The organism is Stenotrophomonas sp. Steno-Z4 (assembly GCF_056393145.1).
Genome location: NZ_JBWJPC010000007.1, coordinates 201416 through 223535, shown reverse-complemented (window position 1 = coordinate 223535; position 22120 = coordinate 201416). Strand labels below are relative to the sequence as shown.

The 22120-nt window shown below is 68.1% G+C and carries 19 protein-coding genes and 1 pseudogene; 19 read left to right on the top strand and 1 reads right to left on the bottom strand.

Annotated elements, in window-relative coordinates; translation table 11 throughout:
- Nucleotides 1–2: 2 nt before the first annotated feature.
- The 4 genes from fliP (at nucleotide 3) to AC06E7_RS16625 (ending at nucleotide 4212) form a co-directional block, all read left to right on the top strand.
- Complete coding sequence (gene fliP, locus AC06E7_RS16640) at nucleotides 3–785, top strand: flagellar type III secretion system pore protein FliP (RefSeq protein ID WP_068851657.1); 783 nt, start codon at nucleotides 3–5, stop codon at nucleotides 783–785.
- Between the two features lie 7 nt (nucleotides 786–792).
- Entirely contained in the window at nucleotides 793–1062 is a 270-nt protein-coding gene (locus AC06E7_RS16635) for a flagellar biosynthetic protein FliQ (RefSeq protein ID WP_017356083.1), read from the top strand.
- A gap of 7 nt (nucleotides 1063–1069) precedes the next feature.
- Complete coding sequence (gene fliR, locus AC06E7_RS16630; RefSeq protein WP_478065379.1) at nucleotides 1070–1861, top strand: flagellar biosynthetic protein FliR; 792 nt, start codon at nucleotides 1070–1072, stop codon at nucleotides 1859–1861.
- A gap of 209 nt (nucleotides 1862–2070) precedes the next feature.
- Nucleotides 2071–4212, top strand: coding sequence for a putative bifunctional diguanylate cyclase/phosphodiesterase (locus tag AC06E7_RS16625; protein ID WP_478065378.1), 2142 nt, complete (start codon nucleotides 2071–2073; stop codon nucleotides 4210–4212).
- Here AC06E7_RS16625 and AC06E7_RS16620 read toward each other — a convergent pair.
- Nucleotides 4209–5036 carry an EamA family transporter gene (locus tag AC06E7_RS16620; RefSeq protein WP_478065377.1) on the bottom strand — a complete coding sequence of 276 codons (828 nt, stop codon included), beginning with the start codon at nucleotides 5034–5036 and terminating at the stop codon, nucleotides 4209–4211. The two genes, AC06E7_RS16625 and AC06E7_RS16620, sit on opposite strands and share 4 nt — an antisense overlap.
- A gap of 405 nt (nucleotides 5037–5441) precedes the next feature.
- On the opposite strand from AC06E7_RS16620, the gene flhB reads away from it, so the two are divergent.
- The 15 genes and pseudogenes from flhB (at nucleotide 5442) to AC06E7_RS16545 (ending at nucleotide 21696) form a co-directional block, all read left to right on the top strand.
- Entirely contained in the window at nucleotides 5442–6572 is a 1131-nt protein-coding gene (gene flhB / locus AC06E7_RS16615) for a flagellar biosynthesis protein FlhB (RefSeq protein WP_426804017.1), read from the top strand.
- Entirely contained in the window at nucleotides 6569–8674 is a 2106-nt protein-coding gene (gene flhA, locus AC06E7_RS16610; RefSeq protein ID WP_478065376.1) for a flagellar biosynthesis protein FlhA, read from the top strand. The genes flhB and flhA overlap by 4 nt, the downstream gene beginning before the upstream one ends.
- A gap of 151 nt (nucleotides 8675–8825) precedes the next feature.
- On the top strand, nucleotides 8826–10700 hold the full coding sequence (locus AC06E7_RS16605; protein ID WP_478065375.1) for an AAA family ATPase: 1875 nt from the start codon (nucleotides 8826–8828) through the stop codon (nucleotides 10698–10700).
- Complete coding sequence (locus AC06E7_RS16600; RefSeq protein WP_068851643.1) at nucleotides 10687–11574, top strand: MinD/ParA family ATP-binding protein; 888 nt, start codon at nucleotides 10687–10689, stop codon at nucleotides 11572–11574. Before AC06E7_RS16605 ends, AC06E7_RS16600 begins: the two co-directional genes overlap by 14 nt.
- The gene (locus AC06E7_RS16595; RefSeq protein WP_068851640.1) at nucleotides 11571–12317 is read left to right on the top strand and encodes an RNA polymerase sigma factor FliA; all 747 of its coding nucleotides are present in this window, start codon (nucleotides 11571–11573) and stop codon (nucleotides 12315–12317) included. The genes AC06E7_RS16600 and AC06E7_RS16595 overlap by 4 nt, the downstream gene beginning before the upstream one ends.
- A gap of 16 nt (nucleotides 12318–12333) precedes the next feature.
- Nucleotides 12334–12726 (top strand): chemotaxis response regulator CheY, encoded by a 393-nt coding sequence (cheY, locus tag AC06E7_RS16590; RefSeq protein ID WP_068851637.1) that lies wholly within the window; start codon nucleotides 12334–12336, stop codon nucleotides 12724–12726.
- Nucleotides 12726–13340, top strand: a complete 615-nt coding sequence (locus AC06E7_RS16585) for a protein phosphatase CheZ (protein ID WP_068851634.1) — start codon at nucleotides 12726–12728, stop codon at nucleotides 13338–13340. Before cheY ends, AC06E7_RS16585 begins: the two co-directional genes overlap by 1 nt.
- A 4-nt stretch (nucleotides 13341–13344) precedes the next feature.
- Nucleotides 13345–15177 carry a chemotaxis protein CheA gene (locus AC06E7_RS16580; protein ID WP_478065374.1) on the top strand — a complete coding sequence of 611 codons (1833 nt, stop codon included), beginning with the start codon at nucleotides 13345–13347 and terminating at the stop codon, nucleotides 15175–15177.
- Nucleotides 15178–15291: 114 nt separating this feature from the next.
- The gene (locus AC06E7_RS16575; protein WP_184123714.1) at nucleotides 15292–16032 is read left to right on the top strand and encodes a flagellar motor protein; all 741 of its coding nucleotides are present in this window, start codon (nucleotides 15292–15294) and stop codon (nucleotides 16030–16032) included.
- A 1-nt stretch (nucleotide 16033) separates the two neighbouring features.
- A pseudogene (gene motD / locus AC06E7_RS16570) lies at nucleotides 16034–16918 on the top strand (flagellar motor protein MotD); the annotation flags it as partial.
- A 112-nt stretch (nucleotides 16919–17030) separates the two neighbouring features.
- A complete protein-coding gene (locus AC06E7_RS16565; protein ID WP_307107031.1) occupies nucleotides 17031–17813 on the top strand; it encodes a ParA family protein in 783 nt (260 codons plus the stop codon).
- Nucleotides 17810–18820, top strand: coding sequence for a chemotaxis protein CheW (locus AC06E7_RS16560; protein ID WP_478065373.1), 1011 nt, complete (start codon nucleotides 17810–17812; stop codon nucleotides 18818–18820). The genes AC06E7_RS16565 and AC06E7_RS16560 overlap by 4 nt, the downstream gene beginning before the upstream one ends.
- A 171-nt stretch (nucleotides 18821–18991) precedes the next feature.
- Nucleotides 18992–19300: an STAS domain-containing protein gene (locus tag AC06E7_RS16555; RefSeq protein ID WP_068851616.1), complete on the top strand. Its 309-nt coding sequence runs from the start codon at nucleotides 18992–18994 to the stop codon at nucleotides 19298–19300.
- Nucleotides 19297–19662 (top strand): response regulator, encoded by a 366-nt coding sequence (locus AC06E7_RS16550; protein WP_038688521.1) that lies wholly within the window; start codon nucleotides 19297–19299, stop codon nucleotides 19660–19662. The genes AC06E7_RS16555 and AC06E7_RS16550 overlap by 4 nt, the downstream gene beginning before the upstream one ends.
- Before the next feature lie 48 nt (nucleotides 19663–19710).
- Entirely contained in the window at nucleotides 19711–21696 is a 1986-nt protein-coding gene (locus AC06E7_RS16545) for a chemotaxis protein CheA (protein WP_478065372.1), read from the top strand.
- Nucleotides 21697–22120: the final 424 nt, after the last annotated feature.

Sequence of the window (22120 nt, the reverse complement as noted above, 5' to 3'; positions counted from 1 at the left end):
TCATGCGTGGCCCCCGTGCATCCTGGACCCGTTACCTGCCGTTGCTGCTGACCCTGCTGCTGTGCGCGTTGCCCGCGCTGGCCATGGCCGCGCCCGGCGCGCCCGCCGTGCCCAACCTGCCCGACGTGAATGTCGGCAAGATCGGGGGCGCCCCGGTCAGCCTGCCGCTGCAGACCCTGCTGCTGATGACCGCGATCACCCTGATCCCGTCGATGCTGCTGGTGCTCACCGCCTTCACCCGCATCATCATCGTGCTGGGCCTGCTGCGCCAGGCACTGGGCACCGGCCAGACTCCGTCCAACCAGGTGCTGCTCGGCCTGGCCCTGTTCCTGACCGCCATGGTCATGCTGCCGGTGTGGCAGAAAGCCTGGGGCAGCGGCATGGCGCCCTACCTCAATGGCGAGATCGACTTCCAGACCGCCTGGACCCTCACCACCCAGCCGCTGCGCGCCTTCATGCTGGCCCAGATCCGCGAAACCGACCTGATGACCTTCGCCGGCATGGCCGGGCATGGCACCTATGCAAGCCCCGATGCCATTCCGTTCCCGGTGCTGGTCGCCTCGTTCGTCACCAGCGAACTGAAAACCGCCTTTGAAATCGGCTTCCTGATCTTCATCCCGTTCGTGATCATCGACCTGGTCGTGGCCAGCGTGCTGATGTCGATGGGCATGATGATGCTCTCGCCGATGCTGGTCTCGGCGCCCTTCAAGATCCTGCTGTTCGTGCTGGTCGACGGCTGGGTACTGGTGGTCGGCACCCTCGCCGCCAGCTTCAACGCCGTCTGAGGTCGTCATGACACCCGAACTTGCCCTGACCGAACTGCGCGGCGGCCTGATCACCGTGCTGTGGGTGGCCGGCCCGCTGCTGTTGACCGTACTGATTGTCGGCGTGGTGGTCGGCGTGGTGCAGGCCGCCACCCAGCTCAACGAACCCACCATCGCCTTCGTGGCCAAGGCCGCCGCGCTCACCGCGGTGCTGTTCGCGCTCGGCAGCCTGCTGATCGGCCACCTGGTCGAATACACCACGCTGCTGTTCCAGCGCATACCGCACCTGATCGGATAGCCCCGCGATGGATTCGGCAACCCAGATGGCCGCCGACGGGCTCAACGCCTTCGGCATGATCGGCACCGTGCTGTGGACCATGCTGCGCATCGGCGCCATGATCATGGCCATGCCGCTGGTCGGCAGCCGCGCGGTGCCGACACGGGTGCGCGTGATGCTGTCCGGCGCACTGGCCATCGCGCTGTCGCCGATGCTGCCGCCCGTCCCGGCCTGGACCGGTTTTGACGCGGCCACCGTACTCAGCATCGCGCGCGAACTGGCCATCGGCATCTCCATCGGCTTCCTGCTGCGGCTGGTGTTCGAAGCCGGTGCCATGGCCGGCGAACTGGTTTCGCAGGGCACCGGCCTGGCCTTCGCGCAGATGAGCGATCCGATGCGCGGCGGCACCTCGGGCGTGATCGGTCAGTGGTTCTATCTTCTGTTCGGCCTGCTGTTCTTTGCCGCCAACGGGCATCTCGCGTTGATCTCACTGGTGATGGACAGCTACAAGGCCGTGCCGATCGGCGCATCGCTGCCCGACCTCGATGCGTTCATCAGCACCGCGCCCACGTTCCTGCTGCAGGTGCTGCGCGGTGCGTTGACGCTGTCGCTGCCGATCACGGTCGCCATGTTGGCGGTGAACCTGGCCTTCGGCGTGCTGGCGCGTGCCGCACCCGCGCTCAACCCGATCCAGCTGGGCCTGCCGGTCGCCCTGTTGCTGGGCCTGTTCCTGCTGACCGTGCTTGCCGGTGAAATGGGCCCCCCGGTGCAACGCCTGTTCGACGCCGCGTTCCAGACCGCCGACGGCCTCATCCGCTAGCGCCGGCCCCGTCGCGTACGCGGCCGTATGCAAAACGGGTGACGGTCGCGTGATGGCTGCATGAAATTTGGCCGGATTTGCGCTTGCTTTCGCCCCCTCCTGTGTCGTTACCATGCGCTCACGGCAGGGGGAACGTGCCTGAGCAGTCCGCGCAGAAGCGTGGCCCAGTCTTTTTTAGATTGCAGCTGTGTACGCCAGGGAGAGTCATGATGCTCGTCGGCAGTTACACCCCATGGTTGGTCGTGGTTTCGCTGCTGGTCGCCATCATGGCGTCCTTCACCGCGCTGGACATGGCCAATCGGGTCACCACCGCGCCATCGCCAAGGATCAGCGTGCTGTGGCTGCTGGGCGGTGGCTGCGCCATGGGACTGGGAATCTGGTCCATGCACTTCATCGGCATGCTGGCCTTCAAGCTGCCCATCCCATTGGGGTACGACCTTGAACTGACCGCAGTATCGCTGCTGGCGGCGATCGCCTCCTCGATCTTCGCGCTCTGGCTGGTCTCACGCGCCACCTTGCCGCATTCGCGCCTGGCGCTGGGTGCATTGCTGATGGGCAGCGGCATCGCCAGCATGCACTACCTGGGCATGGCGGCCATGCTCATGCGCCCGGGCATCGAATACCACCCGGGCTGGTTCACCCTCTCTCTCATCATTGCCGTCGCGGCGTCGTGGGTCGCGCTGTACGTTGCCTTCCGCCTGCGCCACAACGACACCCGGCTGCAGCATCGCGTGGCGCCGGCGGTGGTGCTGGGCGCGGCGATCGTCGGCATGCACTACACCGGCATGGCCGCGGCACGGTTCCCGGCCGACAGTGTGTGTGGCGCCGCCGCCGGCACCGGCCTGCAGACCCAGTGGCTGGGGGCGCTGGTGATGGTGCTCACCATCGGCATCCTGGCCGTGGTGCTGCTGGTGTCCTGGCTGGACCAGCGCCAGCAGGCGCAGCTGCTGCGGTTGCGCAACCTGCACCTGCGCACGTCGCTGGACGATGCGCACGCCGAGCTCAGCCAGGCCGCCCTGCATGATCCGCTGACCCACCTGCCCAATCGCCTGCTGCTGCAGCAGCGCATTGAACAGGCCCTGGTGGATGCCGAACAACGCGGCGGGCGGTTCGCGGTGATGTTCATGGACCTGGATGGCTTCAAACAGGTCAACGACGCCTACGGTCACCAGACCGGCGACGCCCTGCTGGTCGCGGTGGCCACGCGCACCCGCCAGCTGCTGCGTGCCGCCGACGTGATGGCCCGCCTGGGCGGCGACGAATTCGTGCTGGTGGTCGGCATCGACAACGACGAGGACGTGTCCAACCTGGCCGGCCGCATCATCCAGGCCGTGGGCACCGGCAACCTGGTGCCCGGGCATGAGCTGCAGGTCACCGCCAGCATCGGCATTTCCATCTGCCCCGACCACGCCACCACCGAACGCCAGTTGATGGGGTATGCCGACGCGGCGATGTACCAGGCCAAGGAAGCCGGACGCAACGCGTTCGTGGTGTTCGCCGAGTGGATGAGCGACAGCGCCGAACAGCAGTTCCGGCTGCTGGCCGACCTGCGCCGCGCGATCCAGTCCAACCAGCTGTTCCTGCACTACCAGCCCAAAGTGCGGGTCAGCACCCACCAGGTATGTGGCGCCGAGGCCCTGGTCCGCTGGAACCACCCCGAGCACGGCCTGATTCCACCGGATCGTTTCATCCGCCTGGCCGAACGCAGCGGGGTCATCCACGAGATCGGGCGCTGGGTGCTCAACGAAGCCTGCCGCCAGCTGCGCCGCTGGCATGACGCCGGCCATGACAGCTGGTCGGTATCGGTGAACCTGTCGCCGATCCAGTTCGGCTCCCCGAACCTGCTCGGCGAGATCAGCGACGCGCTGAAACTGCACCGGGTGGAACCGCGCCGGCTGGTCCTGGAGATCACTGAAAGCGCGGTGATGCGCGACACCGAGACCAGCCTGCGCCTGCTGCAGGCCCTGGCGCGGCTGGGTGTGGGCATTTCCATCGACGATTTCGGCACCGGCTATTCCAGCCTGCTGTATCTCAAGCGCCTGCCGGCCACCGAGATCAAGATCGACCACGCCTTCGTGCGCGACCTGGAAAACAGCTCCGAAGACGTGGTGATCGTCTCGGCCATCGTGGCGCTGGGGCATGCGCTGGACATGGACATCGTGGCCGAAGGCGTGGAAACCGCCGGCCAGCGTTCCTACCTGGAGCGGCTGGGCTGCGACTTCCTGCAGGGCTACCTGCTCGGCCGCCCGGTCGACGCCGAGCGCTTCCTGCAACTCCACGACCTGCCACGCCCACGGATGGTGGTGTCACAGGACCACAAAGCCTCGCAGGGCGGGCATTTCCTGGATTAGCCGCACACGCGCAGCACCACCGCTCCTGCAACGATCAATCCGGCGGCGACCCATCGTTGTCGGGTGACCCGTTCGCGTAACACCAACGCAGAGATCAGCACGCCAAACAGGATCGAGGTCTCGCGTAGCGCCGAGACCATCGCCACAGGCGCCTGCGTCATCACCCAGAGCACCACGCCGTAGGATGTCAGCGTACCTACGCCGCCGACGAGGCCATAGCCCCAGTTCGATCGTGCATAGGCGAAAAGCTGCGGCGCGCGGGTAGCGAGGGCCCAGACCAGCAATGGCAGCCCCGACAGCAGGAACAGCCACAAGGTGTAGCCCAGCGCCGAACCGGACTGGCGCGCCCCCAAGGCGTCTACCAGCGTGTAAGTGGCAATCACTCCGGCGTTGAGCAGAGGCAGCCACATCTGCCGACGCACGATCCCGTGCGACATGCACAGAATACCGAAGCAGATCAGCCCGATGCCGGCCCATGCCAATCCCGGCAGGCGCTCGCCGAGAACGACCCCGCCCACCACCGCCACCAGGATCGGCGCGCAACCCCGCATCAACGGATAGGCCGCGCTCATGTCGGTCACCCGGTAGGTACGCGCCACCAGCAGGTAATACCCCGCCTGCAGCACGGTCGACGCCGCCAGCCACGGCCAGCTGCGCGGATCCGGTGCGGTCACGAAAGGCAGGCAGAGCGCCGCGATCAACGCCGCCGAGCCGGTCACCAGGATCGTGGTGAACAGCGTATCGCTGCCGCGTTTGACGATGGCGTTCCAGCTGGCATGCAGCAGCCCGGCCAACAGGACAACGCAGAACAGGAAAGGCGACATCGATTACCGCAGCAGCCAGTTGGACCTGGATGATGCCATTGATGATGCCGGTGGCGCCGGGCTGTTGGGCTGTTGGGCTCTTGCTGGTAGGGTCGCATCCCGATCGACTGCACGTGGATTGCCCGCGTTCGATGGCGGCATGACCTCCGCCGGGGAAAGCTTCTGCGCTTCCCGTCATGCGTTACCGGACGTTGACCCCGTATCGGCGGTCGTTTGGGAACCGACCCTACTCTCCCGTCGCCGTCGCCGTCGCCGTCGCCGTCGCCGTCACCATCACCACCCCGATCCCGATCCCGGTCCCGAGCCCGAGCACTGTCCCTGTCACGTGCTCTGCTCCCGGCACGTCGTCCGCAATGGAACACTTCTTGCACCACCCCGGGTAATCCCCGCGGTGCCCTGCTCCCGATGTCCGACGAAGAACAAGCCGGCGAAAAAACCGAACAACCTACCGAAAAACGCCTGCGCGATGCCCGTGAACAGGGCAATATCCCGCGTTCGCGCGAGCTGGCCACCGCCGCCGTGTTCGGCGCCTCGGTGCTGGCGCTGATGGCGTTTTCCGGGGGCATGGCCAGCAGCGCCAAGGACTGGATGAAGCTGGCCCTGACCCCGGAACCGGGCCTGCGCTTCGAGCCGCTGGGGTTGTTCAACCATTTCGGGCACCTGTTCCTGCAGCTGATGCTGGCCCTGTGGCCGCTGCTGCTGGTCTGCCTGCTGGCCAGCTTCCTGGCCCCGGTAGCCATGGGCGGCCTGCGCTGGTCGAACAAATCGCTGATGCCGCAGTTCAACCGGCTCAGCCCGATGGCCGGCATGAAGCGCCTGTATGGCGCCGAAGCCATCGGCGAATTCACCAAATCCCTGCTGCGCATCGTGTTCGTCGGCACCGCCGCCGGGCTGGTGGTCTGGCATGGCATCCGCGGGCTGCGCGACCTGGTCCACCAGCCGCTGGAGGCGGCCATGGTCCACGGGCTGGGCTTCACCCTGAAACTGATGCTGGCCACCGGCGGCGCCATGATGCTGCTGGCCGCCATCGATGCCCCGTACCAGCGCTGGAACTGGATGCGCAAGCTGAAGATGACCCGCGAAGAGCTGCGCCGGGAAATGAAGGAAAGCGAGGGCAGCCCGGAAGTGAAGGGCCGCATCCGCCAGCTGCAGCAGCAGATGTCCAACCGCCGGATGATGGAAGCGGTGCCCACCGCCGACGTGGTGGTGGTCAACCCCACCCACTACGCCGTGGCCCTCAAATACGACGGCGGCAGGATGGGCGCCCCCACCGTGGTGGCCCTGGGCGTGGACGAAACCGCCCTGCGCATCCGCCAGGTGGCCGACGGCAACAAGGTCGCCATCGTCTCGGCCCCGCCTTTGGCACGCGCCTTGTATCGGGAAGGTCAACTTGGAAAGGAAATTCCCGTGAGACTGTATTCGGCCGTTGCCCAGGTGCTGTCCTACGTCTACCAGCTGCGTACCTGGCGGGGTGGACCGATGCCGGCCGCGCCCAGCATCGACGTGGATGAGTTCGGCAAGGGAGGCCGCCCATGAGCGCCCAGCCCGCCGGCATGAACACCCGTCGCGCCCTGGACATGATCCGCCAGGGCCTGGGCGCCCCGCTGATCGTGCTGGCCCTGCTGGCCATGGTGGTGGTGCCGCTGGCCGCCCCCGTGCTGGATGCGCTGTTCACCTTCAACATCGCCATCTCGCTGATGGTGCTGCTGGCGGTGGTGTACGTGAAGCGCCCGCTGGATTTCACCATCTTCCCGATCGTGCTGCTGATCACCACCATGCTGCGGCTGGCGCTGAACGTGGCCTCCACCCGCGTGATCCTGCTCAACGGCCAGAACGGCCATGAAGCGGCCGGCAAGGTGATCGCCGCATTCGGCGAATTCGTCATCGGCGGCAACTACGCCGTGGGCATCGTGGTCTTCGCGATCCTGACCATCATCAATTTCGTGGTGATCACCAAGGGTGCCGGCCGCGTGTCCGAAGTGACCGCGCGCTTCATCCTGGACGCCATGCCCGGCAAGCAGATGGCGATCGACGCCGACCTCAACGCCGGTTTGCTGACGCGTGAAGAAGCCAAGCTGCGCCGTGAAGAAGTCCGCGAGGAAGCCGACTTCTACGGCGCCATGGACGGTGCCAGCAAGTTCATCCGCGGCGATGCCATCGCCGGCATCCTCATTCTTTTCATCAACATGATCGGCGGCCTGGCGGTCGGCGTGCTCCAGCACGGCATGCCGTTTGGCGAAGCCGCAGCCACCTACACCCTGCTGTCGATCGGTGACGGCCTGGTGGCGCAGCTGCCGGCACTGCTGGTGTCCTCGGCCGTGGCCATGCTGGTCACCCGCGCCTCGCGCTCGCAGGACATGGCCCAGGCCATGATGGGCCAGGTGTTCGGACAGCACCGCGCTCTGACCATCGCCGCGGCGATCCTGGGCCTGGTCGGCCTGGTCCCGGGCATGCCCAACGTCGCCTTCTTGACGCTGGCTGCCATCCTCGGCTTCATCGCCTGGAAGCTCTGGAAGAAGAGCCAGGCGGCCGAGCGCGCCGCCGCCGCGCCTGCGGCCGGCCCTACCAATGCGCTGGGCCTGCCCGGCGCCAGCAGCCCCTCGCCCACCGCCGAACTGACCTGGGACGAACTGCGCCCGGTCGATCCGCTGGGCCTGGAAGTGGGCTACCGGCTGATCCCGCTGGTGGACAAGAACCAGGGCGGCGAACTGATGGCGCGCATCAAGGGCGTGCGCCGCAAGCTCACCCACGACATCGGCTTCCTGATTCCGTCGGTACACATCCGTGACAACCTGGAACTGGGCGCCAGCGCCTACCGGCTGCTGATCCACGGCGTGCCGGTGGCCACCGCCGAAATCCACCCCGACCGCGAACTGGCCCTGGACCCGGGCAGCGCGCTCGGCGCGCTGGAAGGCATTGCCGGCAAGGACCCCGCGTTCGGCCTGGATGCCACCTGGATCCAGCCGCACCAGCGCGCCCACGCCGAATCGATGGGCTACACCGTGGTCGACCCGGCCACCGTGGTCGCTACCCACCTCTCGCACCTGATCCGCGAACACGCCCCGGAGCTGCTCGGCCACGAAGAGGTGCAGCAGCTGCTGGCCAACCTGGGCAAGAGCGCGCCCAAGCTGGTCGAGGACCTCACCCCGAAGGCATTGCCGCTGTCGGTGGTGGTGCGGGTGCTGCAGAACCTGCTGATCGAACGCATCCCGGTGCGCCAGCTGCGCAAGATCGCCGAATCGCTGGTGGAGAACGCGCCGATGAGCCAGGACCCCGGCGTACTGACGGCCGCCGTGCGCAACGCGCTGGGCCGTTTCATCGTCCAGGAGATCGCCGGCATGTCCGCCGAGCTGCCGGTGTTCACCCTCAACCCGCAACTGGAACGCGTCTTGCAGGAGTCCACTCAGGGCAACGGCGCCGCGCTGGAACCCGGACTCGCTGAGCGACTGCACCAGAGCCTGGCCGAATGTGTCAGCAAGCAGGAAGCGAAGAACGAGCCCGCGGTGGTGTTGGTGCCCGGTCCGGTACGTGCCGCGCTGGCACGGCTGGTACGCCACAGCGTTCCGTCGCTGTCCGTGCTGGCCTACAGCGAGGTCCCCGAGGACAAGCGGCTGAAGCTGGTCGGCACGATCAGCTGAGCCGGAACTCCGACAGCAACGCGTCAGAAAACAGACACCCCCATTTCGCAATCACCGCAGCAGGACAAGAAGGGAAACCCGGACCGTGCAGACCACCGACAACCAGCGCTTCCCTTCCACCCCCCAGCCGCCCCAGTCCCGGTACCACAGCATGAAAATCAAACGCTTCGTCGCTCCCGATATGCGCTCTGCCATGAACCTGGTGCGCAAGGAACACGGTCCGGATGCCGTGATCCTGTCCAATCGCCGGATCGAGGAAGGCGTGGAAATCGTGGCCGCGGCGAACTATGACGAAGGCGCGGTGCAGCGTGCGCTGGAAGCGGCGCGCAAGGACGTGGCGCCGCCGCCGCCGGCCCCGCGCCCGCGCAACGCCGCCGATGCGGTGATCGCCGCGGTGACCCGCCGCAAGGCGCCGGCCGCCGCGCCGGAACCGGTGGCGGCCACCACCTCGGCCGTGGCCGCCCTCGCCCGCGCCGCCGTGGGCGCCACCGGCCGCACCCTGGACAGCGCCAACGAAATCGTGCCGCCGCCGGGCAGCAGCGGCTTTGCCGCCACCCTGGCCCGCGCCAACGTGCAGCCGGCCACCCAGCTGCCAGAACAGATCTTCGCCCCGTTCAATGTTGAACAGGCTGCCGCCGCCGAACGCGCCGTGGTTGCGCCGGTCGCCGACGCCGCACCGGTGGCGGTTGAAGCACCGGTCCGCGCCGCTGCGCCGGTCCCGGCCAACCGCGCCCGCTTCATCATCGACCCGCCGCTGGACGAAGCACCGCTGTTCGAGATGCACGCTCCGGCAGGCCGCACCAGCGTCCCGCCGCAGCTGCCGCAGATGCCGGCGCAGCAGATGCAGCGGGCTCCGCTTGAAGCCCCGGCGGCTCCGCTGTGGGAAACCGTGCCGGTGGTCCCGGCCGCGGCCAGCCCGGCCATCCAGATCGACGATTCGGCGGTGTTTGCCGCGCCCGCTCCGGTGGTTGTGGACGCCATCGCCGCGCCGGTCGCCGCCATGACCGTTGCTGCACCGGTCGAGCCGTCGCTGCAGGCCGCCAACGAACCGACGGTGCCGGCCGAGGTCATCACCGCCCCGGTGCCTGCCGTCGCCGCCCCGGTGACCCTGGTCCGCGACGATGAGGAACTGCGCCAGCTGCGCAATGAAGTGGCCGGCATGCGCACCGTCATCGAGCGCGAAATGAACCGCTTCACCGACGAGCGCCTGCGCGGCTCGGCGGTGCGTGCCGCCGCGCTGGACCTGATGGACGAATACGGCTTCGACGCCGGCATCTGCCGCGACGTGGCCCTGCAGATCCCGCTGGACACCGAAGCCCACCGTGGCCGTGGCCTGATGCTGGGGCTGCTTTCCAAGAAGCTGCCGATCGCCCCGGTCGACCCGCTGGAAGCCGGCGGCGTGATCGCCCTGGTCGGCCCCACCGGTGCCGGCAAGACCACCACCATCGCCAAGCTGGCCTCGCGCTTCGCCGAAGCCCACGCCGCCCGCGACGTGGCCCTGGTCACCACCGATACCGCCCGCATCGGCGCCCGCGAACAGCTGTATGGCTTCGGCCGCCAGCTCGGCATCGCGGTGCATGAAGCCAACAGTGGCAGCGACCTGGCCCAGCTGCTGGAGCGCCTGAAGGACTACAAGCTGGTGCTGATCGACACCGCCGGCCTGGGCCCGCGTGACCGCGCCCTGGCCGCCCAGCTGCAGTGGCTGCGCGCCGCCCCGCAGATCCGCACCCTGCTGGTGCTCCCGGCCAACACCAGCTTCGGCGACATGGACGAGGTGGTCCGCCGCTTCAGCGGCGCCAACCCGCAGGGCGTGGTGCTGAGCAAGCTGGACGAGACCGGCCGCTTCGGTACCGCCCTGTCGGTGGCCGTCGACCACCGCCTGCCGATCACCTGGGTCACCGATGGCCAGGACGTTCCCGAAGACCTGCACCGGGCCAGTGCAGCCAATCTTGTACTTCGCCTTGAAGATTTGCGCCGCGCGGCCGATATGCCCTGCAACCCGGAGTTGAACCATGCCGTCGCGTGAGTATGAAAACCTGACCAGGACCTTCCCGTTGTCGGCCACCCGCAGCCAGCCGCTGGGCCCGGTCCGCACCATCGCCGTCACCGGCGGCAAGGGCGGCGTGGGCAAGACCAACGTGTCGGCCAACCTGGCCGTGGCGCTGGCCGACATGGGCAAGCGCACGCTGCTGCTGGATGCCGACCTGGGCCTGGCCAACATCGATGTGATCCTGGGCCTGCAGCCCAAGCTGACCCTGGCCGACCTGGTCGCCGGGCGCTGCACGCTGGATGAAGTGATCCTGGAAGGCCCGGGTGGCGTGCTGGTGGTGCCGGCCGCGTCCGGCCGCCGCCACATGGCCGAACTGCAGCCGGCCGAACACGTGGGCCTGGTCAACGTGTTCTCCGAACTGGAACGCGATCTGGACTTCATGGTGGTCGACACCGCCGCCGGCATCACCGACGGGGTGCTCACCTTCTGCCAGGCCGCCCAGGACACCGTGGTGGTGGTCTGCGACGAACCGGCCTCGATCACCGACGCCTATGCGCTGATCAAGGTGCTCTCGCGCGAACGTGGCGTGGACCGCATCCAGGTGGTCGCCAACATGGTGCGTGATCCGAACGAAGGCCGCGTGCTCTACGAAAAGCTGAGCCGGGTCTGCGACAAGTTCCTGGCCGATGTCTCGCTGAACTACCTGGGCTGCGTGCCGCAGGACGACTGGTTGCGCCTGTCGGTGCAGCGCCAGCAGCCGGTGGTGAAGGCCTACCCGTCCAGCCCGTCGGCGCAGGCGATCGCCGAGATCGCCCGGCGCACCGCCCGCTGGCAGGCCCCGACCGAGCCGCGCGGCGGCGTTGAATTCTTCCTGGAACGCATCCTCAAGCAACGCGGGGTGACCGCATGAAAGGCGCCGCACAATACAAAGAGGTGCAGCGCGCCGCTGCCAACGAGTGCATTGCCCAGCACTCGGACCTGGTCCGGCGCATCGCCCACCACCTGGCCGCACGCCTGCCGGCCAGCGTTGAAGTCGACGACCTGATCCAGGCCGGGATGATGGGCCTGATCGAGGCCTCGCGCAGCTACGACGCCGACCAGGGCGCCTCGTTCGAAACCTACGCCTCGATCCGCATCCGCGGCTCGATGATCGACGAGATCCGCCGCGGCGACTGGGTGCCGCGTTCGGTGCACCGCCGTGCCCGCGACGCCGCGTCCACCATCCGCCGGCTGGAGCAGACCACCGGCCGCGCCGCCAGCGCCACCGAAGTGGCCGCCGCGATGGACATGCCGCTGCCCGACTACCTGCGCCTGATGGAAGACGCCGCGCGTGGCCAGGTGCTGAGCCTGGAATCGCGGATCGAAGACCAGGGCGAGCTGGATACCGTCGCCCAGGGCGGCCCGACCCCGCAGCAGGTGCTGGAGCGCGGCGAGTTCGGCCGCGAACTGGGCAATGCGATCGGCCTGCTGCCCGAACGCGAACAGCTGGTGCTGTCGCTGTACTACGAGCAGGAGCTGAACCTGAAAGAGATCGGCGCGGTGCTCGGCGTCAGCGAGTCGCGCGTCTGCCAGATCCATGGCCAGGCAGTGCTGCGCCTGCGTGGCCGACTGAAGATCTTCGAGGCGGCCGACGCCGGCCTCGAGAACACTTGATACCGAGGAAAGTGCTTTGAACAAGAACATGCGTATCCTGATCGTCGACGACTTCTCGACCATGCGTCGTATCGTCAAGAACCTGCTGGGCGATCTGGGCTTCACCAATACGGCCGAAGCCGAGGACGGGCATGCCGCGCTGGCCCTGCTGCAGAGCCAGTCGTTCGATTTCGTGGTCACCGACTGGAACATGCCGGTCATGACCGGTATCGACCTGCTCAAGGCGATCCGCGCCGACGCCAAGCTCAAGACCCTGCCGGTGCTGATGGTCACCGCCGAAGCCAAGCGCGAGCAGATCATTGAAGCCGCCCAGTCCGGCGTGAACGGCTACATCATCAAGCCGTTCACCGCCCAGACCCTGGAAGAAAAGCTCGGCAAGATCTTCGAGCGCCTGGCGGCCAGCGCGTGATGGAAACCCTTCGCGACAAATCGGCGCTGGTGCAGCGCCTGCAGGATGCCCTGGCTGCGCTGGAAAGCGGCGACGAAGCGGGCTGGCGCCGGGAAATCGACGCCCTGGCCGCGCTGCGCACCCAGCCGATGATGGCCGGGCTGAACCGGCTTGCCCGCGAACTGGGCCAGGCGCTGGGCGAACTGCCCACCCTGCCCAGCGAAGCCGGCGAGCTGGACGATGCCTGCGCGCGCCTGGACCACGTGGTGGCGATGACCGAACAGGCCACCCACCGCACCCTGGACCTGGCCGAGGAATGCCGCGCGCTCACCGAGCAGCTGCGTGCCAACGGGTTGAGCCCGGACCAGGACCAGCAGCTGGACCGCATCCGCCACAACCTCACCGAGATCGCGCTCACCCAGAGCTACCAGGATCTCACCGGGCAGATCATCCGCCGCGTGGTGGGCATCGTGCGCCGCGTGCACGAAGGCTTCGGCGCGCTCGGCCTGCCGCCGCCGGACGACAGCGCGCACAAGCGCGACAACGGGCTGGCCGGTCCGGCCGTGAGCGGCCTGGACCGCCATCAGGTGTCACAGGTCGACGCCGACGACCTGCTTTCCGATTTGGGGCTTTGAAACCATGAGTGCTGTTCCAGACGACATTGCTGCAGACTTCATCCTCGAGGCCCAGGAGATACTGGATCGCCTCGGCGAACAGCTGGTGTCGCTGGAGCAGTCGCCCCAGGACAGCGACCAGCTCAACGCGGTGTTCCGCGGGTTCCACACGCTCAAGGGCGGTGCCGGCTTCCTGGGCATCCAGGCCATGGTCGAGCTGTGCCACGCCGCCGAAGAAACCCTTGGCATGGCCCGCTCGGGCCAGGCCGTGCTGCAGGCCCACCATTTCGACGCCGGCCAGCAGTCGCTGGATTACCTGCAGTCGATGCTGGATTCGGTGGCCGCCGGCACCGAGCCGGGCTATGCCCCGCCGGAACTGATCGCGCAGTTCGACGTCAACGGACCGGCCACGCCGGCACCGGCCGCGACGGCGGCCGCCTCCAGCGGCGACCTGATCACCGACGATGAATTCGAAGCCCTGCTGGATACCCTGCACGGCGGCGCGGCTCCCACTGCCGTGGCGAAAAAGAACGACGATGGCCTGATCGGCGAAGACGAATTCGAAGCGCTGCTCGACCAGCTGCATGGCGGCGCCGCTCCCGGCGCGCAGAGCGTGGCCGCAGCGGCACCCGCCCCGGCCATCGCACCGCGCCCGGTCGCCGCTCCGGCCCCGGCCAAGCCGGCCGCCAACAAGCCGGTGGCCGAAGCCGAACACACCGTGCGCGTGGATACCAAGCGCCTGGATGCCATCGTCAACCTGATCGGCGAACTGGTGCTGTCGCGCAACCGGCTCAAGACCCTGCGTGCGCGCCTGCACGACGAAGAACTGGACCGCGCCGTGTCCACGCTGGATATCGCCACCGCGCGCCTGCAGTCGGCGGTGATGCGCACCCGCATGCAGCCGGTGGGCAAGGTGTTCTCACGCTTCCCCAAGGTCGCCCGCGACGTGGCCCGCAACCTGAAGAAGGAAGTGGAGCTGGAACTGATCGGTGCGGAAACCGAACTGGACCGCAACCTGGTCGAAGCCCTGGCCGACCCGCTGGTGCACCTGGTGCGCAACGCGATCGACCACGGCATCGAAATGCCCGAGCTGCGCGAAGCCCAGGGCAAGACCCGCAGCGGCAACGTACGCCTGTCCGCGCAGCAGGAAGGCGACTACGTCAGCATTGAAGTGCAGGACGACGGCGCCGGCATCGACCCCGAGCGCCTGCGCGCCAAGGCCCGCGAAAAGGGCCTGATCGATCCCGAAGCCGCCGCCCGCCTGACCAGCGAGGAATGCCTGCACCTGGTGTTCCTGCCCGGCTTCTCGACCAAGCAGGAAGTCACCGATATCTCCGGTCGTGGCGTCGGCATGGACGTGGTGCAGTCGCGCATCCGCGAGCTCAGCGGCCAGATCCAGATCCAGTCCGAACTGGGCCGCGGCAGCCGTTTCATGATCCGCGTGCCGCTCACCCTGGCGATCCTGCCAACCCTGCTGGTGCAGGCCGGCGAGGACGTCTACGCACTGCCGCTGGCACGCGTGATGGAAGTGCTGCACGCGCCGAACACCTCGCTGGGCTGGTTCGACGGCCGCGCCGTGCTCGACCGCAGGACCCATACCCTGCCGCTGGTGGACCTGCGCCACTGGCTCGATGTGGATCCGGCGCCCTCGCCCCTGCTCACCATCGTGGTGCTGCAGGCCGGCGAAGCCCGCTTCGGGCTGGTGGTGGACCAGGTGCGTGGCCGCGAGGAAGTGGTGATCAAGCCGCTGCCCAAGGCCCTGCGCGGCCTGCGCGGCTACGCCGGCGCCACCCTGATCGGCGACGGCCGCATGTCGCTGATCCTCGACGTGGACGGCCTGCGCACCCCGCACGATTGATCCAGGGCCACCGCATCGACGGGTGCCCCCAACGCGTAGAGCCACGCCATGCGTGGCTGAACCGCCGATAGCCCCACAACTCAAGTCCCCCCCAAGCAAGCCGATATCGGACAAATGGACAGACTCAGCCTCATTGGACTTTTCCTCGCCCTGGCCTCGCTGGTCGGCGGCAGCATCCTCAAGGGTGCCGGGCTGGCGTCGCTGTGGTCCCCTGCCGCCTTCGTGATCGTCATCGTCGGCACGCTGGCCGCCATCCTGCTGCACACCTCGCCGGCCGTGTTCAAGCACGCCTTCAGGATCGTGCGCTGGGTCGTGCGCCCGCCGGCCAGCGACCGTGCCGAGCTGATCCGCCAGATCGTGGAATGGAGCAACATCGCCCGCCGCCAGGGCCTGCTCGGCCTGGAAGCCCAGGTCGACGCCCAGGACGACCCGTTCCTGCGCAAGGGCCTGCAGCTGCTGGTGGACGGCGTGGAGCCGGAAACCATCCGGCACATGATGGAAATCGAACTGGGCAGCCAGGAAAGCCAGGACCTGGCCGCCTCCAAGGTGTTCGAAGGCATGGGCATCTACGCGCCCACGCTGGGCATCATCGGCGCCGTGCTCGGCCTGATCGCGGTGATGAAGAACCTGGCCGACCCGAGCAAGCTCGGCCACGGCATCGCCGCTGCGTTCACCGCCACCATCTACGGCATCGCCTCGGCCAACCTGCTGTTCCTGCCGGTGTCGGCCAAGCTCAAGAGCGTGATCCACCACAACAGCCGCGACCGCGAAATGATCATCGAAGGCCTGATCTCGATTGCCCAGGGCGAGAACCCGCGCAACATCGAGACCAACCTGTCGGGGTTCCTGCACTGACATGGCCCGCCGCAAAGCCCACGAAGAGCACGCCAACCATGAGGCCTGGGCGATTCCCTACGCCGACCTCATGACGCTGCTGCTTGCCTTCTTCGTGGTCATGTACGCCATCTCCTCGCTCAACGAAGGCAAGTACCGGGTCATGGCCGATGCGCTGACCACCGCCTTCGGTGGCGCGCCGCGCACCATCAACCCGGTGCAGGTCGGCAACCAGCAGGTGCAGGGCGGCGGCTGGGACAGCCCCTCGGTGATCAAGGCGGGCAACCGCGTTGGCCCGTCGGCACCGTCGCCCAGCAACGACCCCACCCTGCTGCCGGCGATGGCCTCGCAGATGCGCATGCCGGTGTCGGTGCACAACCAGCAGCAGCTGCAGGCTGCAGAGCGCCAGCTCAACAGCATCGCCGACCGCCTCACCGCCACGCTGGCCCCGCTGATCGACCGCGGCATGATCACCGTGCGCCGCACCGAGCTGTGGATCGAGGTGGAGATCAACAGCGACATCCTGTTCACCACCGGCTCGGCCACGCTCGACGTGCACGCACGCGACACCCTGTCTTCGCTGGCGCAGGTGTTGCACGACGCGCCCAACGGCGTGCGCGTGGAAGGCCACACCGATGATGTGCCGATCGCCACCGCGCTGTTCCCCTCCAACTGGGAACTGTCGGCCGCGCGTGCGGCCAGCGTGGTGCACCTGTTCGCCGACCGGGGCGTGCAGCCGGCGCGGCTGGCGATGGTCGGCTATGGCCAGTTCCGCCCGCGCGAAGACAACACCAGCGCGCAGGGCCGCAACCGCAACCGCCGGGTGATGGTCATCATCCTGGCCGACACCGCGCAGGGCACGGACCCGCTGGGCCCGCAGCTCACCGCCGAAACCGGCACCGCGCCGGCGCCGGCCACGCCCTCCCCCGTTTCCCCCCTCGCCCCGGTGCAGCTGCCACCGGTGCCGGCCGGCAGCCGCGTTGGCGCCGCCGTTCCCCCCGCAATGAAGGAGTAAGCCGATGCGTATCTGGGCAATCGCCAACCAGAAGGGCGGCGTGGGCAAGACCACCACCACCCTCGCGCTCGGCCGCGGCCTGGCCGCCCTGGGCCACCGCGTGCTGCTGATCGACCTCGATCCGCACTCCTCGCTGACCCGCGCTTTCGGCGTGCCGCTGGATCCGCCGCCGGCCGGCGTGCTGGAGCTGTTCGGCACCCCGCCTGCGGAACTGGGCAGCCTGGCCCATGGCAGCCAGGTGCCCGGCCTGGACTTCATCTGCGCGCAGGCCGCGCTGGCCACGCTGGAACGGCGCAGCGCCAACCAGCCCGGCCTGGGCCTGGCCCTGCAGCACGCAATGACCCGCCACCAGGGCCAGCACGACTACATCCTGCTCGACTGCGCGCCCACGCTGGGCCTGCTGATGATCAACGCGCTTGCCGCAGCCGATCGCCTGATCATTCCGACCCAGGCCGAGCCGCTGGCCCTGCACGGCCTGGATGGCATGGTGCGGACCGGCGAGATGGTCGAGCGTTCGCGCCGCCGCCCACTGCCGATGTCGATCCTGCCGACCCTGTTCGACCGGCGCACCCGCGCCGGCAACGAAACCGTCAAGCAGATGCAGGACCGCCACGGCCACCGCGTGTGGGAAGACGCCATTCCGGTGGATACGCGCATCTGCAACGCCGCCAGCCTGACCGTGCCGGCGACCTCCGACGACTACCCGGGCCGTGGCCTGGCCGCGTACCGGCGTGCGCTGGAATGGATCCTGGCCGACGACGCGCTGCAGATGGAGCGCGCGGCATGAACAGCGCCGGCGTACTCGACGATTATCTAGAGGAACTGCTCGGCGATGCCGTGCCGGTGACCGCCGTGGCGACCACCGACACGGAAGACGCCAACGGCGCACCCGCCTTCGACACCCCGACCTCACCGGGCGCACCCGCCGCCATGGCGTTGCTGGACGAACTGATGAACGACCCTGCACTGGGTCCCGTGGTGGAGGCTGCTGCTCCAGCGGCGGAGTTTGATACGCCCACCTCACCGGGCGCGCCGGCCCACTTGGCCCTGCTGGACGAACTGCTCAACGACCCGGCCCTGGGCCCGGTCGAGGTGGCCGCTACACCGGACGCCTCGCGCCCCAGTTGGGACGATCTGCCAGCGGAAGCGCTCCACGACACCGTGGCGGCGCCCGTGCGCGCAGCGGTCCCGGTCGCTGCCCCGGCACCGGTCGCCCGCACTGCACCGCCGCCGCCCCCACCCGTGGCCGCACCGCGCCCGGTGGCACCCGCTCCCGTTCCCGCCCCCTCCGGCCGCCCCAGCAGCTGGCAGGAGCTGCAGGCCCAGGCCCGCAACCCGGCCTCCAGCCCCCGCGGCGATCGCCGCGCCGCCGAGCGCACCTCGCGCTGGCTGCGCCTGCGCTGCGGCCCCCAGGCCTACGCGCTGGAGCTGCTGAAGGTGCAGGAGGTGGTGCTGCCGGTACCGCTGCTGCCGCTGCGCGGCACCCCGTCGGCGATGCTGGGCATCATGAACCTGCGCGGCCAGGTGGTGCCGGTGATGGACCTGGGCATCCACCTGGGCACCGGTCCCGCCAGCGACGACGCCAACACCCGCATCGTGGTGCTGGAAGAGGACGGCGAGACCATGGGCCTGCGCGTATCGGCCGTGGAAGACGTGGCCAACCTCACCGATTCGCAGATCGAACCGCCCGATACCGCGCGCATCTGCCAGATTTCCAACGACCTGTTCCGCGGCGTGGCCCGGGTCACGGCCCAGCCGATGATTCTTTTGGATGCCACGCAGCTGTTGAATTAGGAATGTGGCCGGCCGTGCGTGGGACACGCATGGCGTGTCGCTACATCGCGGCGGCGTAGGGACACGCCATGCGTGTCCGCGGGATGTCCGTCGGCATCGGAACAACGCCCACCCTAAAGGTTTCCAGAAATACGCCGTTATAGACCTCGGAACCGTTTGTCCGGAGCAACGATGAGCACTGTGGCCCTGGGTGATGATCTCGGAATCGAGACCAGCACCGAGCTCAAAACACGCCTGGCCCCCTTGGTGGACCAGGGCGGCGACCTGACGCTGGATGCCAGCCAGGTGGGCCGTATCCATACCGCGTCGGTGCAGGTCCTGTGCGCGTTCGTCGAGGCCCGCCGCCTGGCCGGCCACCCGACCGCGTTCGACGGCTGCACGGCCACCTTCCGCGATGCCGCGCGCCTGCTCGGTGTCACCCAGGCCCTGGGCCTGGACGCAACCCATGACAACCTGAAATCTGTGGAGAACGCGGCATGAGCGCACGTATCTTGGTGGTGGACGATTCGGCGTCAATGCGCCAGATGGTTTCCTTCGCCCTCACCTCGGCCGGCTTTTCCGTCGAGGAAGCCGAAGACGGCGCCGTCGCCCTGGGCCGGGCGAAGGGCCAGCGCTTCAACGCGGTGGTGACCGACGTGAACATGCCGAACATGGACGGCATCTCGCTGATCCGCGAGCTGCGCCAGCTGCCGGACTACAAGTTCACCCCGATGCTGATGCTCACCACCGAATCGGCCGCCGACAAGAAGTCCGAAGGCAAGGCGGCCGGTGCAACCGGCTGGCTGGTCAAGCCGTTCAACCCGGAACAGCTGGTCGCGACCGTCCAGAAAGTCCTGGGCTGATCCCCACCCGCCTTCCCCTCCCCCTTTGGTAACCGGACCCGAACGCCCATGAGCATGGACCTGCAACGCTTCCACGCCACCTTCTTCGAGGAAAGCCGCGAGGGCCTGGACGCGATGGAAGCGGGCCTGCTGGCACTGGAATCGGGCCAGCAGGATCCGGAAATCATCAACTCGGTGTTCCGCGCCGCGCACTCCATCAAGGGCGGCGCCGGCACCTTCGGCTTCGACGCCATCGCCGCGCTGACCCACGTGCTGGAAACGCTGCTGGACGAACTGCGCGCCGGCAAGCGCGCGCTGGAAGCGGCGGCCGTGGATGCCATGCTGTCGTCGGTGGACGTGCTTCGCGCCCTGCTGCGCGAAGCCGAACACGGCCAGCCGGCCGACCCGCAGGCCGTGGCCGCGGTCAAGGCACGCCTGGAAGCGGTGCTGTCCGGCCAGGCGCCGAGCGCGGCCGCGCCGACTGCCGCCAAGGTCGATGACACCCCTGAAGCGTGGCAGATCGGTTTCGTGCCGGCGCCGTCGCTGTTCATGAGCGGCAACGATCCGCTGCGCATCATCCGCGAACTGGAACACCTGGGCTCGCTGCAGGTCGCCGCGCGACTGGAACGCCTGCCCGGCTTCGACCAGCTCGACCCGCTCGAGGCCCACCTGGCATGGGACCTGGGCTTGGTCGGCAAAGTGCCGCGCAGCAAGATCGAAGACACCTTCGCCTGGGTCGTCGACGACTGCGAACTGGACATCCGTCCGGCCGCACCGCCGAGCCTGGCCACCAGCGCCCCGGCCGCCGCGCCAGCTGCCCCCGTGGCCGCCCCGGCAGCGCCTGCCGCCGCAGCCGCACCAGCCGCACCAGCTGCCACCAGCGAAGCGGAAACCTCCATCCGCGTCGCCGTGGAAAAGGTCGATGCGCTGATCAACCTGGTCGGCGAACTGGTCATCACCCAGGCCATGCTCAAGCAGGTCTCGCACGCCCTGGACCCGGTGCATGCCGAGCAGCTGTTCGCCGGCCTGGACCTGCTGGAACGCAACACCCGCGACCTGCAGGAAGCGGTGATCGGCGTGCGCATGCTGCCGGTGGACGCGGTGTTCCGCCGCTTCCCGCGCCTGGTCCGCGATCTCTCCTCGCGCCTGGGCAAGCACGTGCGTCTGCGCACCATCGGCGAAGGCACCGAGCTGGACAAGGGCCTGATCGAAAAGATCGCCGATCCGCTGGTGCACCTGGTGCGCAACTCGATCGACCACGGCCTGGAAATGCCCGACGTCCGCCGCGACGCCGGCAAGGACGAAACCGGCACCATTACCCTGGCCGCATCGCACCAGGGCGGTCACATCGTCATCGAAGTCAGCGATGACGGCCGTGGCCTGAACCGCGACAAGATCCTGGCCAAGGCGCTCGAACGCGGCCTGGCCGTGCCGGACAACCCCACCGATGCGCAGGTCTGGGACCTGATCTTCCAGCCTGGCTTCTCCACCGCCGATGCCGTCACGGATCTGTCCGGTCGTGGCGTGGGCATGGACGTGGTCCGCCGCAACATCCAGTCGCTGGGTGGCGAAGTGCAGCTGGAAAGCAGGGCCGGCAATGGCACCCGCGTGCTGATCCGCCTGCCGCTCACCCTGGCCATCCTCGACGGCATGACCGTGGCGGTGGCGGGCGAAACCGTGATCCTGCCGCTGGCGTACGTGCTGGAAGCGCTGCAGCCGCAGCCGGAAGACGTGCGTTCGATGGCCGGCGAAGGCCGTGTGCTGCGCGTGCGTGGCGAGTACCTGCCGATCCTGTCGCTGAGCGAGTATTACGGCTTCGGCCGCCGCACCACCGATGATTCGCTGGTGGTGGTGGTGGAAGGCGATGGCCAGAAGATCGCGCTGGAAGTGGACGAACTGGTCGGCCAGCAGCAGGTGGTGGTCAAGAACATCGAGAACAACTACCGGCGTATCAGCGGTGTGTCCGGTGCGACCATTCTCGGCGACGGCCGCGTTGCGCTGATCGTGGATATCGGTGGCCTGGTGCGTTCGCTGCGGGTGCCGCAGGCGGCGTAAGCGTCCCTGGCTCTGCCGGCTCGAAACGCCCCCGTTTGGTGACGGGGGCGTTTTTCGTTCTGGACGCCTGATGGGTGGCTTCGGTTTGCTCTAAACGTTGGACCCACGACGGCAACCGTTCGGACGTGCGCTTCGGATGCTTGGGCCGCGCTGCGCGCGGTGTCCGGCCGACGGCCGGGGCTACGAATTGTTACGGGCCCATCCAGATCATGATCAATCAACCAGAAGCGGTAGCCCCGGCCGTTGGCCGGATGCTCTTCATTCCGGCGCCATGAACGTTTGATGGAAAACCGTGATGTCGGTCGGACGCGATACGGTCGCGTATCGGTGACCCATTCGCCACCGCATGGCAAACCCATTGGTATTGCTTGCTTTCGCAACCATCGACCGCAACCCGCGCCGCTGCGTGGGCCGGGAAAAAATG